At 68.6% G+C, this 13505-nt stretch carries 11 protein-coding genes; 6 read left to right on the top strand and 5 right to left on the bottom strand.

Going from position 1 to position 13505, the window contains the following annotated elements:
- From MWU75_RS07075 to MWU75_RS07065, 3 genes are all read left to right on the top strand, one after another.
- On the top strand, positions 1 to 304 hold a 304-nt coding region (locus MWU75_RS07075; protein WP_247089163.1), incomplete at its 5' end, for a sigma-70 family RNA polymerase sigma factor.
- Entirely contained in the window at positions 301 to 918 is a 618-nt protein-coding gene (locus MWU75_RS07070) for a hypothetical protein (protein WP_247089162.1), read from the top strand. The genes MWU75_RS07075 and MWU75_RS07070, both read left to right, overlap by 4 nt.
- Before the next feature lie 127 nt (positions 919 to 1045).
- On the top strand, positions 1046 to 1210 hold the full coding sequence (locus MWU75_RS07065; protein ID WP_247089161.1) for a hypothetical protein: 165 nt from the start codon (positions 1046 to 1048) through the stop codon (positions 1208 to 1210).
- A gap of 71 nt (positions 1211 to 1281) precedes the next feature.
- On the opposite strand, the gene MWU75_RS07060 is transcribed toward MWU75_RS07065, so the two are convergent.
- Both MWU75_RS07060 and MWU75_RS07055 read right to left on the bottom strand, forming a co-directional pair.
- Positions 1282 to 1590 carry a hypothetical protein gene (locus MWU75_RS07060; RefSeq protein WP_247089160.1) on the bottom strand — a complete coding sequence of 103 codons (309 nt, stop codon included), beginning with the start codon at positions 1588 to 1590 and terminating at the stop codon, positions 1282 to 1284.
- A 55-nt stretch (positions 1591 to 1645) separates the two neighbouring features.
- Positions 1646 to 2534 (bottom strand): IS5 family transposase gene (locus tag MWU75_RS07055; protein ID WP_247089158.1). Its coding sequence is split into 2 segments (ribosomal slippage): positions 1646 to 2174 and positions 2173 to 2534, totalling 891 coding nucleotides; the frame shifts between segments, so codons are not numbered across the junction.
- 166 nt (positions 2535 to 2700) lie between these two features.
- Here MWU75_RS07055 and MWU75_RS07050 point away from each other — a divergent pair.
- A complete protein-coding gene (locus tag MWU75_RS07050) occupies positions 2701 to 2982 on the top strand; it encodes a hypothetical protein (RefSeq protein WP_247089156.1) in 282 nt (93 codons plus the stop codon).
- Between the two features lie 94 nt (positions 2983 to 3076).
- Here MWU75_RS07050 and MWU75_RS07045 read toward each other — a convergent pair whose 3' ends face one another.
- Positions 3077 to 4402: a hypothetical protein gene (locus MWU75_RS07045; protein WP_247089154.1), complete on the bottom strand. Its 1326-nt coding sequence runs from the start codon at positions 4400 to 4402 to the stop codon at positions 3077 to 3079.
- A 452-nt stretch (positions 4403 to 4854) separates the two neighbouring features.
- Positions 4855 to 8673: a MobF family relaxase gene (mobF, locus tag MWU75_RS07040; RefSeq protein ID WP_247089152.1), complete on the bottom strand. Its 3819-nt coding sequence runs from the start codon at positions 8671 to 8673 to the stop codon at positions 4855 to 4857.
- Between the two features lie 676 nt (positions 8674 to 9349).
- Here mobF and MWU75_RS07035 point away from each other — a divergent pair.
- Together MWU75_RS07035 and MWU75_RS07030 are read left to right on the top strand one after the other, a co-directional pair.
- Positions 9350 to 11389: a hypothetical protein gene (locus MWU75_RS07035; RefSeq protein ID WP_247089150.1), complete on the top strand. Its 2040-nt coding sequence runs from the start codon at positions 9350 to 9352 to the stop codon at positions 11387 to 11389.
- A 158-nt stretch (positions 11390 to 11547) separates the two neighbouring features.
- Positions 11548 to 11868: a hypothetical protein gene (locus tag MWU75_RS07030; protein WP_247089148.1), complete on the top strand. Its 321-nt coding sequence runs from the start codon at positions 11548 to 11550 to the stop codon at positions 11866 to 11868.
- Between the two features lie 131 nt (positions 11869 to 11999).
- On the opposite strand, the gene MWU75_RS07025 is transcribed toward MWU75_RS07030, so the two are convergent.
- Positions 12000 to 13313 (bottom strand): hypothetical protein, encoded by a 1314-nt coding sequence (locus MWU75_RS07025; RefSeq protein WP_247089146.1) that lies wholly within the window; start codon positions 13311 to 13313, stop codon positions 12000 to 12002.
- Positions 13314 to 13505 lie beyond the last annotated feature (192 nt).

Raw genomic sequence — 13505 nt, 5'->3', positions numbered from 1 at the left:
CAATCACCGAACGGATCAGTGGCGGCGTAGACGACGCGAGGTGCTGTCCGGAGAACCACGGGAAGGACCCGCGGAACAGTCGCAAGTCGACGACACCGATGTGATCGATGGACTGGTGCGGGCACTGAAGACCCTTCCCGACAAGCAGCGGCGCGTCGTCGTCCTTCGCTACTACTGCGACCTGTCCGAGAAGCAGGTAGCCGAGGAGATGGAGATGAGCCTGTCGGCAGTCAAGAGCACGGCCTCACGCGGGCTCAGTGCCCTTCGAGAGCACGTCACCGAAGTCGAGGAGTGGGCACGATGACGAAGACGGATGAGATCAGACTGGGCGAGGCCTTGCAATCGGTTCCGTCACCCTCGGGGCTGGGAGTGCCGACGGCCGACGTCCTGAGTCAAGCCAAGCAAACCAAGCGTCGCAAGACTGCCGTCACAGCGAGCATGACGATGCTTTCCGTCGCGGGTGTGACAGCCGTGGCCCTATGGGGTGGCCAGTTCCTCCTGCCCGAGACCGCGGAGACCTCGCCCGCTGGAGCGAGCAACCGGACCGTCGACGCAGTTGCAACGCTCCCACCTGCGCCTGACTGGGCTGACGTCACATTCCTCACCGAACCTCGAACCGCCACCGGCACGGGGACGCAGACCGTGGACTTGGGCGCGAGGCCCGAGGGCGCGACGGGGGCCGGGATGCTTCTTGAATGCCTGAGTCCCGGTGAGTTCAGGTATCCCGATGGTGCCATCCTGATCTGCGATGAAGCCGACGCGGCGGGGTTGGCGACCACGGCCGACGACACCTACGTGGAAACGAGTTATGTCGTCGACCTTGCCGAGGGCGTGGAGCAGATCGAGATTGGGGCGCCGGAGGGGGCCTCCTGGCGACTCACGACCTCCTACGTGAGCACCGAGGTGGCGGCCGACTAGGGCGTGAACGCCAAGGGCGAAACGTATGGCGTCGAGAACATCCACGGCTCCCCCGACCTGATCCGGGTCTTCGCGACGAACGGGACGGTGGGCTATGCCTATGTGGCGGACATGAACATCGCCTGGGGTGAGCCGACCTCGCCCGAGCACGCACTGGAAACTGCAGGAGGGGCGGGCCGGCGAGGGCGTGGCTGTCCCGGTCTATGAGTTCGACGGCGAGACTGTGATCGGCGAGTTCGTGGTCGGTGGCGGCGAGCCAGCGCTCCTCGACGACAGCGCCACCGTCACCTGAAATCACTGAAACAGGGCTAGGGCGTGTCTCCCTATTGTTCTGGCGTTGGCCCCGACGTTTCGTAGAGCGGTTTAGTTGAGCGGTGAGCCTGATTCGCCGCCGGATGATGGTCCGTCGGGGGTAAGCAGACCGATGGTGATGTATGCCAGCGCTCCCAGTGTTAGCCCGACGCCAATCCAGATCGCCCAGGATGCCCAGCCGCGGCGCAGGCGTTGCCCGACAAGGCCGGCGATGAGGATCAAGGGGCCGACGCACCAGCCGAAGAACCCGAAGATGGAGAGGCCGAGGCCGACGGGGATGGCGAGCACGGTTATCACCGCCGTGCCCGTGGTGGGTCGCCGGCCACGTACGCGCGTCTGGGCGGTGCTGGGTTCTGTCATGCCTGACCACCTCCACGGTCGCCAGAAGCGCGTGGCCTCGGTTCCCTCGATCCTTCTACCATAGTGCGCGCAGCCAGATCGTGATGGCGCGGAGGATGACGCCGCCTCGGTAGGTCAGGGCAAGCTTGTCGTAGCGGGTGGCCAGGGCGCGCCACTGCTTGAAGATGTTGAAGGAGCGTTCGACCACGTTGCGCCGCTTGTAAACCTCGGTGTCGTAGCTGACCGGTCGCCCGCCCTTGGCTCCGCGGCGTTGACGGTTGGCGATCTGGTCTGAGCGTTCGGGGATCACGGCCTGGATGCCGCGCTGGCGTAGGAACTGGCGGTTGGCCCGCGAGGAGTACGCCTTGTCGCCCAGCGCCCGCACCGGCGTGGTCCGCGGCCGGCCCGGGCCGACGCGAGGCACGCTCAGCGACTTCAAAACGTGCTCGAACATCGGGGAGTCCCCGCCCTGGCCGGGCCCCACGAGCATCACCAGCGGGCGCATGTTCCCGTCGCACAGGTGATGGATCTTCGTCGAAAGCCCGCCGCGGGAGCGTCCGACAGCGTGGTCAGGCGGCTCCTCGCGCAGATTCGTGTAGTTCGACAAGTCCCCCTGTGTCCCGGGGCAGGTTCGTAGCGTGCTGGTGAGCCCGGTTGACCGTGGAGTCGACCGAGACCTCCCAGTCAATCAACCCGGCCGCGTCGGCCTCGGCGAGCAACACCGTCAAGATGGCGTCCCAGGTGCCGTCGCCGCTGAAGCGGCGGTGGCGCTTCCAAACCGTCTGCCACGGCCCGAAGCGCTCGGGCAGGTCACGCCAGGCGATCCCGGCCCGGTAGCGGTAGATGATCCCTTCGACGACCATGCGGTGGTCCCTGAAGGGCCGGCCTCTCCGCCCGTCGGAGCGCGGCATCAACGGCTCGATCAACTCCCACTGGCCGTCGCTCAGCAATGCAGTTCGCGACATCCCCGCACCGTCTCAGCGCAACGCCCCAACCTTTGGGAGACACGCCCTAGCCCTCCGGAAAGTGCCGCACGAAACTGCCGCTCTGCGGGCGAAGCCTGACCATGCCGCGCTCCGTTAGGTGCGCGCGGACGTCGGACTGGACAGGTCCTGCAAGTACTCTGACCGCGTGAGTGACGCCGCGGCTCGGTTGGAGCGTAAGCGACTTTTTCGGACGGAGTTCGTGATGCTTCGCGTCCGTGGACGCACCCTTCTTCAGTTGGGTGGGAGGGGGAGTAAGGGCTGGATGACACGAAGCGTCGCCGACAGCGCTGATGAGGCCCTGAAAGCCAAAGGCCTCATGGTGGCGGACTACCTTCATGACGGGTACGAAGAGGTGCCGTGGGATGAGTCGGCATGGCCGCCGGTGCCCGAAGAGCTTTTCGACCCGGACTACGACGAGGCACCCTGAGTCCCACGGAACTCGAAGAGGACGGTTTCGTCCGCTCATGCCGCGACCAGAGGCGCGGAATGGCGCCTCCGGTGCGAGGGCAAATTTGACGGTCTCAGGTGCAAGTGTTGCCCTCGGGGAGCCGTGCGAAGATCCAGTCCATCTGCTGAGTGGAGGCGATGATCTGGTCGTCGTCCCCGCCGAGCGGGTACAGGGTGAGTTCCTCGCCGTCCTCCACGTCCCAAGCCGCCTCCCGGTCGGCCAGCCGCCAGGTCGAACCGTCGAGCGGGCCGAGGGTCGGAACTTCGCACCCCGGGTCGTCGCGGTAGACGTAACGCACCGCCTCGTCACCGTGGAGCGCGTCGCCGTCTGTGACGAGCGGGGGCTCGGCAGGTATGACCAGCGTCGGGTCCAGGTGCAGCTGATCGTCGGTAGCGGTGCTGCCGTGAGCGGACAGGTCGACATCGACGACCGTGCGCTCCTCCGCGGTGCCGGGATAGGGATCGCGGGCCTCCAACTGCACCCGGAAGGGCCCTTCGGGCAGCAGCTGCCGCTCCACCGCCACGACGAAGGCGTGCGGGTTGGCGTCGCCGTTGCAGCCGTACACCGCGTTCGGGACCACCAGGTCCGCGTGTAGTAGGTCGTCCTCGACGACCACGCCGTCCATCCGGACCGGGCACCCGCTCCCGTAGACCGCGCCGAACCAGACGGCGATCTCGCTGTCCCACTCGACGGTCGCGGGCTTGCCCTCAAGGCCGGCCTGCGCCCACAGCTGAGCCAGCTGGGCATCCGTCGTCGCGACCCCCGTGCGGTAGGCCTCGCCTGTCTCGTCCTCTGCGAGCAGACGCCAGCCCCCACCAGCGAGCGGCTGCTCTTTCTCCTCCGGTGCCTCCTCAGCGGGGATTCCCTCAACGCAGAGGGGGCGTCTGGCGAACTGAGCCAGGACCTCCTCGGCCTCCGGTGTGATCACCCCAAGGCCGATCTCGGCCACGCCGTGGTGGGGCATCAGCGCGGTCCCGCCGGTGCGCACGCCGGCCTCGTCCAGGGCGGCACTGACCTCTGTGACGAGCGACTGCAGCTCGGCGACGGTCCAGGGCACCTCCACGACCACGATCCCCTCACCGGGCCAGTGCTCGGCGATCTGCTCGGACATGGCCTCGATGTCGGCGTCCTTGACCCAGACCGTGACCCACCCGTTGCGTTCCCGGTCCAGCCCGAGCTCGACGAAGCCAGGCTGCCCGGCCGCCCACTCGTGGACCTCCTGGACCAGTTCGTCGGCGTTGCCGTAGACCGGTTCGTCCCGGTAGAGCGACTCGTCGGCCCGAAATTGGGGCACGTCGGCGCACGCCGGGAAGCCGGCGATGCCCCCCGTCGTGGTGGTGGGGGTTCCGTCTGGCGCGTCCCCCGGCCCTGCCCCCGTCTGCGTCCCACAGGCGCTCACCAGCAGCAAGCCTGTCAGAAGCGCGCCAGCCCCCACACGACCAGGGATCCGCCACCCACGTCGTTCTGACCATGTCATTCGCACCCGGCACCTCCCTGTGGAGTCCAGTGTGCTGGGCGGAGCCACCCCGTGGGTCACGACCAGGTCACGTTTCGCGCACGCGGCCCAACGGCCTGTCCGTGTCGCGCGCCGCCTGAAACGAGGCCAGATGGTTCAAGCCCCCCCAGTATCCCGAAGCGGGGGACCCTGACCCCCGTCGCTGCGACTATGACAAGGACTTGGTCGACAGACCCACAACGAACGCATACGTCGAAATCACCGGCGAGTAGCCCCGCAAGAAGCATCCTGTCGTGCCGCGAGGCTTGCGTGCCGGAGCACGTCCGTACCGAGGGCCGGGCGCGGTATCGCGCGGCGCACCGTCTAAATGTCGTTCCCCACTGGCACCCGGCGTCTCAACGGCTGGGGCCCTCAGGCGTAAGAACAGGTGGAGCAGGGCAGCGATCCTGTAGCCGCATCCGCTTCGGCTCGATCTGGGGCGGAGAGGTCGAGGCAGTCCGCTGCTGCGGGTCGATCACGCGCCACCACAGTGCCGCGGTCGCCTCGTCGTCCGGAAGCGCGCCGTGGGTCGCGGCCTGCTCCAGCCGGCCGGGCACGTCGACGCCGGCACGGTGCAGTCGGTCGAGACGCTCGGCCATCTGCGTCGTGAACCAGTCCCGGTGTCCGACGTGCTCGACGATCAGACGCTCCCAATGCCGGACGGCGTTGGGCATGTGACCACTGACTCGGCAGAGGAGGCCACGTGCGTACCTGCCAGCCACTCCCCCGGCACCCAACGCTCCCACCGGGCGCGGGTCACTGCGGTCGACCCCTCGACCGGCCCGCCACACGCTGAGGTCGGCGAGGAGCTCAGGGGCGATGTGGTGGGCGAGGGGGGCGGCCCACTGCTGCTCGATGGTTGCTCCCTGACGCACCTGGGCGGCCAGCGCTCGCACCCGTTCCTCGCGAGCGGTGAGGTAGCCGGCCCAGACGGGATCGGTGACAAGCCGCTTGGGGATGGCGGGCAGCCACGGGAGGGGACCGCCCGCGGGTCTGCGGTCCAGACGCGAGAGCAGGACGGCGGCAGGGTCGTCGGCGTCGTCGAGCCCTCTGTAGGCCGTCGTGACCGTGAGGGCCCCGATGGCGTCGCGCCCATCGGCCTGGGTGAGGGTCAGGTGGGCACGCAGGCTGGGCCAGGCCGAGGCATGGGTGAGGCCTGGGACGAGGGCCTCGGCAGCAGCCTCGATGTCATCGCTCCAGGCGGGGCCGAGGACGTTCTCGGCGCCGGCCAGGAGGCCGTCCTCGTACCTCTCTGCTGCGTTGTGGAGCAGCGCCGCCGGGTCGGCCGCTCGTGCCTTCTCGGTGGTCGCCGAGACCGCCGCACCGTCACGTGCGAGCACGCCCTGCAGGGTCTCGGTCGCGGTGGCCGGGCTGGTCGTCTCGATCAGCGGCAGGGTGTGCCCGTCTCCGTCAGTGGCCGACAGGACATACACGTGGTTCTCGTGCCGCCCCCGGGTGAGCATCGTGTAGAGCAGCTGACGAGACTCCTGCCCGGTGACGATGCCCTGCATGGTGTCGGCGGTGAGCCCCTGCGCCCCGTGGACGGTCGCGGCATACCCGAGCTCGACGAGCTCGGCGACGTAGCCGGCCGGCAACTTGGCCCGCAGCCCGGAGTGGACGTGACGGACGCTCAGGGTGGGGCCCTCGACGGCGGTGACGGTCCACCGGTCGCCGTTCTTGACCCAGTCGGTGCCGCCGACGCCCAGCCGCCGGTCGTTGCGCCGGGTGATGACGACGTCTCCGGCGGAGGCGTGGGTGCCGTCGGCAAGGGTCACCTCGCGGCCAGGGGTGCTGCTTCCCAGTCGAGCCGCTCGCGCGCGGGTGTTGAGGCTGGCCACGAGCTCGCGGGTCGGTGCGAGCATGAGGCAGTCCCGACCGCTGGCACGGTCCCGGGACCAGGCGGTGAAGACGGCTTCGACGGTGGTGGCCAGGTCCCCGACGTGCACCCGGCCCCGGTCGAGGTAGAACCCCAGTGCCGAGGCGTCCCCGGCCCGCAACGCCAGCGTCGCCTCAGCCTCGGCGGGGTCGGAGAACCGGACCACCTCAGTCAGACGCACGGCACCCTGGGTGGTGGCCATGTCACGCAGCACTCCGCCGGCGCCGACGGCGGCGAGCTGCTGGTCGTCGCCGATGAGACGGACCGAGGCGCCCCGGGCCAGGGCGTGCGTGATCACGCGGTCAAGGGTGAGCGTGTCCGCCATACCCGCCTCGTCGACCACGACGAGGGTGTCCGGACCGATCGCCTCGTCCAGCCAGGACCGGCGCCCGTGGTCAAGGTCGTGGACGAGCTTGGCCAGCGTCTCGGACGGTATGCCGGTCGCCTCGGCGAGGACGCTCGCGGCCGCCGCCGAGGGCGCGAGTCCGACCACGCGACCGACGTGGCCGCGCCATGCGTCAGCGAGGACCCGCACGGCTGTGGTCTTGCCGGAGCCTGCCGGGGCCAGGACGAGTTGGACCCGGCGACCGCTGCAGGCCAGCGCCAGGACCATGTCCGCCTGTCCCCTGTTGAGGTCCCTCCCGTGCAGGGAGGCCTCGAGCACCGCGAGCTGAGCGTCCTCATGGGCGAGTGCAGCACCATCGGTCCGGGCGGCGGCGGCGGTGATCCGCTGCTCGGCCTCCAGGACCCGGAGGCTGGTGTAGTGGTCGCTGCCGGTATGGCGGTACACGCTGGTGCCGTCGCTTCGTCGCAGGGCTTCCGGCTCGGCGATGGGGTCGAGGTCGGGAGTGAGGTTGACCGAGCGCGCGATCGTCGCCGCCTCGACAACCCGCCCGACGACATCAGCGACCTGGCGCGGGTCGAGGTCCAGGCCGCGGACCTGGCGCTGCGCCTCGGCCTGCAGGTGCCAGACCTGCCAGGTGGCGCGCCGCGCCTCGACCTCGGCGATCACCCGCTGTGTCGTCTTGTGGATCCACTCCTCCGAGATCTCATGCGTCGGGCGCCGCGGCTGCCGCAGCACGTTCGTCACCATCTGCTGGATCCCCTCCGGGCCGAGAACCCCGACCGCCTCGGCCGACCACGTGTCGCGCTGGGCCGCCAGCGATCGCGGTTCGTGCTTGGCCGCCCGGGTCTCCAGGTTGGCCCGCTGGGCCAGGGCGATCTGCTCCACCGGTGTCGGCGGCCGCCCGTGCGCCTCCAGGAACTCCCGGGACAGCACTTCTTGCCGGGCGGTGATGTCACCCCGGCGCCGGGACCACAGCTCGCACAGCGTGCGGTCGACACCCTCGACCTCCCGGACCGGTCGCCTGTCGCCGGTCCCGCCCGGCCGCTCGACGAAACGGAGAGCAAGGGCGGCACGCAGGTGAGACTCTATGGCTGTGTTGTAGGCCTCCGACGCGGCGACGACGTGCTGGTGCAGCACCCGTCCGTAGATCGAGAGCCACTTGCCCTCGTCGGTCTGCACCTTGTTGGCGACCGCGACATGGGTGTGCAGGTCGGGGTCGCCGTCCCGAGAGTCCCGGTGGGTGAAGGCCGCGGCGATGAGGCCCCTGGTCTCGACCTGGCGTGCCCCGTTCTTGCCCTCACGCGTGTACAGCACATGGCGCTCCAGGAAGGCCAGCGCGTCCTGCACCGCGGCGTCGTGCGCCTCCGCGATCCCCTGGGCGATCTCTGGCGGGGCGATGGCCCACAGTGTCGACACCGACTTCACCGGGCTGAACGTCAGGTCGTACCCGGCCACTGCCGTCCGCTGCGGCCGCGAGTACCGAGCCACCGCGGAGGACAGCTCCCGAGCATCACGCGGCTCCCTCCTCTGCTCGCGGATGAAGTACTCCCGTGCCACCTCGCTGCGCGTTGCGGCGGTCTCAGCCAGTTGCTTCGCGGGCTCGGTCGACCCGTCAGCACGTGCCTCCAGCCGGCGGGCGACCTCCGCGTTGAACCCTCCGACCCCGTCGCTGTCGTAGACCCGGTAGGCAGCACCCAGCGCCACCCCGGTCAATGGATGACGGCCCGCGCCGAACAGGTTGCGCATCTGCTCCGAGGTAACGCGGTCACCGGACCGGAGCCCGTCGATCCCGTCCAGGCCGGAGCCCGTCCAACGACCGGGCGACTCACCCTTGGCCGCGTAGTAGTCCTCTAGCCCGCGGCGACTGACCTCGGTGTCGTCCCCCGCCGCAACCTGCCGGGTGAGGTACTCATACCCCGACCCCGCAGACAGCTTGTGCAGCGTCATCGTCATGCCCCCAAGGCCCAAGCCAGCCGGCGAGTGGCCACGGACCAGGCCAGGATGAAAAAGGTGTGTTGCCACATGAGCGGGGAGCAGCGGTGGACGTCAGCGCGCAGGGCCTGACTCGTGCCACTTTTCGAGGATTCGGGAGCGCCCTTGACGTTGGTGCCGGTCACCGGCTTGCGTTGGACGGCATCGGCGCACTAACAGGGGTCGGTACGGTGTCGTCGCGGTGTTCGTTCAAAGGCCGGACGAAGTCGGGGGCGACCGCGGCGCAGATCGCTGAGCGCGAGGGCGGGCATGACGAGGTCCGCGAGCATCTGAGGTCGGCGAAGACGGGTGCGCCCACGAGCCGCTCCCACTGTCCGTGAGGCCTGATAGGCTCAGCTTGCTCAACTGCGACAGATGACCGGCCTGTGCCGGTTGGTGAACACCTCGCTCCCGTGCGTGGACGCGGACCTCCAGATGAGGTCAGCGGCAATCGGAAGCGGTTCTGGACTCGGCGATGCAGGCCGGTTAGCCGGTCCGGATCGACGTGACCGTACGTCCCCGGCCAAGGAGGGGACGACCACCGGGGCAGCGAGAGTGCGTTGACTGCCGTCGCGCCCTTGGCAAGAAGCAGAAGACACCCGTGCCGGCTCCGGTCGCACCTCTCCTGCGGACCACGGCAGCAGGAAGGCCAAGTTCAATGGCCAACATCACCGAGGCGCCGAGCAGCGCCATCACCATCCGTGTGGGACGGGAAGACGTCGAGGTCAAGCGCCTCGCCCCCGAGCTGTCCAAGCATCTTCAGATGCCCCGCCATGAGGCGACATTCATCAGGGCGTTCGAGCGCGCCGAGGCGAACGCCGTCCTCTCGACCGTGCCCGACGAGCAGATGATCCGTGCGTTCTCGCGCGCAACCTCCGAGGCTCCCACGGCCGTCGTCGGCCGGATCGAGTCCGGTATCACCAAGCTGTCGACCGACATCGCCGACGTAAGCGTGCTCCGCACCGCCATGTCGTGCCTCGGTGTGCTCCCCGGCGACCAGCCGCGAGGGGCTGCCACAGGCGGTCGCGCCACGCAGGTCCCCGACCCAGTCGAGAACATCGAGGAGTCGGAGGCCCTTGACGGCCTGCGCGTCCTCATCTTCAACGACCCCCAGCACGTTCGGGACTGGTCGGCCGACGCCATCGCCCGCTCACTGGAGCGCGCCAAGAAGCGAGGGCGGCAGAGCGACATTGGCGCCACCGGCACCCGCCGCCCGATCTCGGTCTCCATGGTCCTTATCGAGTTCGAGGACGGCACCGCCTCGCAGTGGGTGCCGATGGCCAGCGACGGCATCAGCCGTCTGAGTGTCTGCGCCGCCAGCATCCTCGGCGTCATTGACAAGAAGCCCGAAGACGCCGCCAAGGTCGTTGCCACTGCTCTGGTCCCCGACAACCTCGACGAGGCCAGCGGTTCCCACGACCTTGTGCGGAACATGGCCAAGCACCACACCAAGTGGCTTAACGAGTACCTCAACCACGTCACCGACGAGGGCCCCGATGAGGACGGGGTCCGCATCCGGCAGTACCTCGTCCTGCCCGCGGACGTGTACCTGCTCGCCGTCGACAGCGAGACCGGAGACCCGCACGAGATGGAGTCGGCGATGCAGGGCATCGTCAGCGACACCCACACCGACGTGGACGGCTGGGCCCCGGAGGACCAGGCCCGGCACACCGTCATCCGTGCGCTCACGCAGATGGCCGAGAACGACATGATCAGCGAGGACTTCTACCGCCTCTGCACCGGTCGCGCGCCGGCGACCGTGTCCGACGAGATCTTCGAGCCCGAGGACGGGGTGTCAGAGGACCAGGTGCTCCTGCGCCGCGCCGTGACTATCCTGGCCCTTCTGCTCGACGGGGACATGTACTCCACCTTCAAGCGGGCCCTCCGTCAGGTCGGTGGACACGGTCGCCTCGACCTGACGAAGACGGTCAACTACATGGCGCCGCTGGTCTGCGAGCCGTGGGGCACCGCCAAGCCGATCACCAGGGCCTGGGCCTACGGCGGACCCGTGCCCCCGGCACTGGAGTCGATGAGCCTCATCCCGCAGCACCCGGCGGACTACCTCGACCTCGTCGACATCGCGCTCGACGAGGAGGACCCCGACGCCGCCGAGGCCGCCCGCGTCGAGCTGGCTCTCGCCGGCGGGACCGCGCTGCTCGCTGACGGTGTGCTCAGCGCTGCCCTGGTCGGCGGCGCCGGCGGGTCGAAGGAGAGCATTGCCTTCCGCGGCCCGGTGAACGTTGCGGTCGACGCCCTCACGAAGACCGAGGACGGCCTGACCATCCTTGCCCTCGCGGCAAACAACTTCTCGCCGACGGTCGAGGCCGACAAGGCCCGGCCGCCGCAGATCGACCACGAGAAGTCAGACAAGGTCAAGCGCGACGGGACGGGCAAGCCCCACCGGGTGACCCTGCGTCAGATCGCCGACCTTGCGGTGCAGGGCGACCCCAGCCGCAAGACCGACAAGAGCGGCGACAACGACCCGAAGCCCAAGGTCGAGGAGGACGACGAGCAGATGCTTCGTCGTCTCGCGGCCGAACTCATCCTGACGGTGCACAACCTCAAGCAGGACGTGGACCAGGTCGAGTCTCAGCAGCGCATCGCCGGCGGCGCCAGCACGGGCCTGTCGCAGGACGACAAGAAGGCGATGCTCGCGGACCTCACCCCCGCACTGACTACGATCGCGGGGCTCCAGTGACCGCCCTCCGCCGCGCCGACCTTGGCCCGAGTAACGGGCTCCGTTCTCGCTGGGCGAACGCGGTTGTCCTCGGCGAATCTAGCGTGGTGCTGGGCGACTGGATCTCTTGGCTCACCCTCTCCCGGACCCCGGCACCGTGTGCGCGCGTCGACCCGGTGATGACGTACCTGGTGCGGGACGGGTTCCTTGTCGAGCAGGATCTGTGGCCCAGGGAGCCCGTCCCCCAGGTCTACGTCGCCTACGACGACGAACGCGCTGTGTACGTCGGTCAGACCCGTCAGACGCTGGGCGCCCGTGTCAAGCAGCACTTCGGCAACCAGTCGACCGCGGACCAGCAGGCTAAGGCCGGCTCGTGGCGCATGGTCGTCAGCGCGACCTGGACGGACCTCTCGCACGGCCAGCTCGACCAACTGGAGGCCGCGGCATGGGAATGGGTGCTCCCCAAAGCTCACCGCAACGGTCGGCGCCGCCCGCAGTAGTTCAGCCGCTCGCGGCCGCGCTTCTGATTGCTGGTCAGGAGCGCGGCCGGTTGCCCAGCGCCCGGTCCTAGTGCGTCTTCACGCCGCGAATGCCGTCGCCGAATGAACTTGGAGGGACCCTGGCGACAGGTTCAGGAAGCCCGTGAGGGTAATACGAGCAGCGTACCGTCGCTGTGCTTTTCGATATCGATGACCACGTCGGTGCCGTGGGCTGAGGCGATGTAGCTAGGGGCCAGGGCACGGAGGCGGTAAGACGTGTCGAGCAGGTTCTCGACCTGGTTGCGAGTCATGACCTTGTCAAGGAGTCGCTTCGGCGAGCGCAATTGGAGTGACGACAGCCGCAGGAGGGTTCTGTGGACGCGTGCCTCGAGCTCGTCAATCTCCTGCTGGTCATCCTTGAGGCTCTGGACGAAATGTTCGAAGGGGTTTGTCTCGTCGCTCTGACCGGCCTCTACTGCTTGCAGCACGACGACGCGGCGCTTGAGCGCAAGGGCGAGTGCTGCAAGCTCGAGTTGAGCGCGGAACTCTCCGCCATCGTCGGTGACTCCGGGGAACGCCTTCTCCACTTCGGACGTCTCGACACGGTTCTCGACAACGGCGTCGAGGGCCGACTCCCACTTCAGCACGCGACGCTCGGCACTTCGAGTCGCGGTGCTGATTGCGTGGACAGCCGAGTCGAGGCCGAGAGACGCGCCGATTCGGCCGCGGTCAAGCAGAAGTGCCGTCGCCTTCTCGATGGCATCGCGGCAGCCGTCCAGCTCACTGCGCTCCTTGTCCAGGGCGTCGTCCTGGAGCTTCTCGAGCAGCTCGGTGATGTTCTCGATCGCGCTTTGACGCCTCTGGTCGGCGTACGCGCTCGCACCGACGGCGACCGCCATAAGCACGAGAGGGGCGGCCACAGCTATCGCGGTGCCTGCAGCCGCGGCGCCGACAGCGGTACCGGCCGCGCCAGCGGACGCGGCCTGTACCGGGACGAACGTGGCCTTCGCGACAACCGTCTTGGCTGTACCACCGGCAAGGTCGCCGACGATGTCGCCGTAGAGGCCCTTGTCGGCCGCCTTGGAAACCATCGGTTGGACCATCCCCTTGCCGAACTCGGCGGCAACCCTTGCTGGGACGACCATGCGGTATAGCACCTCTCCTGACTGCGCCACCTGGGCGACGGCAGGAACCTTCTGCGCGTCCTCGGCCACAAGTCGGGAGAGTTCCTTGGCGAGCGGACTCGTCGCGTGGAGCATCAATCCGGTCGACCGTTCACGGCGCGCGGGCAGCGGGTGTGCCTCCAGAGTCACCAGAGGCACGGACGCGAAGGCGGCGAGCGCGGTGCGAAGCTCGGTGACACGTTCGGGTGTGAGCCCGCCATCAGCGGTGAAGGAGGGTACGGAAGCACCCTCCGTCGTGGACAGGGTCCAGATCGGCACCATCGTGCCGTCGTCGTGGTTCATGCATCTCCTCGGTCAGGACTGCCAGGTTAGCGGCCAGAACCGACAGATTCAGTGTTTGGGCCCTGGATGGCGGCACACTCAGAAACCGTCGCCTTAAGCCCCCTGGGCTACGCTGGAGATGCAGACCAACCGATGCATTGGTGAGCGCCCGACGTGGACGAGCCCGGCAACGCCCATTTGGCGCGGGCTTTC

The sequence above is a fragment of the Ornithinimicrobium sp. F0845 genome, assembly GCF_023015765.1.
Classification (GTDB): domain Bacteria; phylum Actinomycetota; class Actinomycetes; order Actinomycetales; family Dermatophilaceae; genus Ornithinicoccus.
Note: the sequence above shows the minus strand (reverse complement) of the source record. Positions and strands in the feature narration are given on the sequence as shown.

What these genes read in the sequence shown, in the direction of transcription:
- mobF (WP_247089152.1), bottom strand. Translation starts at nt 8,673, where the DNA reads ATGACGATGACGCTGCACAAGCTGTCTGCGGGGTCGGGGTATGAGTAC.
- MWU75_RS07035 (WP_247089150.1), top strand. Translation starts at nt 9,350, where the DNA reads ATGGCCAACATCACCGAGGCGCCGAGCAGCGCCATCACCATCCGTGTG.
- MWU75_RS07025 (WP_247089146.1), bottom strand. Translation starts at nt 13,313, where the DNA reads ATGAACCACGACGACGGCACGATGGTGCCGATCTGGACCCTGTCCACG.
- MWU75_RS07060 (WP_247089160.1), bottom strand. Translation starts at nt 1,590, where the DNA reads ATGACAGAACCCAGCACCGCCCAGACGCGCGTACGTGGCCGGCGACCC.
- MWU75_RS07030 (WP_247089148.1), top strand. Translation starts at nt 11,548, where the DNA reads ATGACGTACCTGGTGCGGGACGGGTTCCTTGTCGAGCAGGATCTGTGG.
- MWU75_RS07070 (WP_247089162.1), top strand. Translation starts at nt 301, where the DNA reads ATGACGAAGACGGATGAGATCAGACTGGGCGAGGCCTTGCAATCGGTT.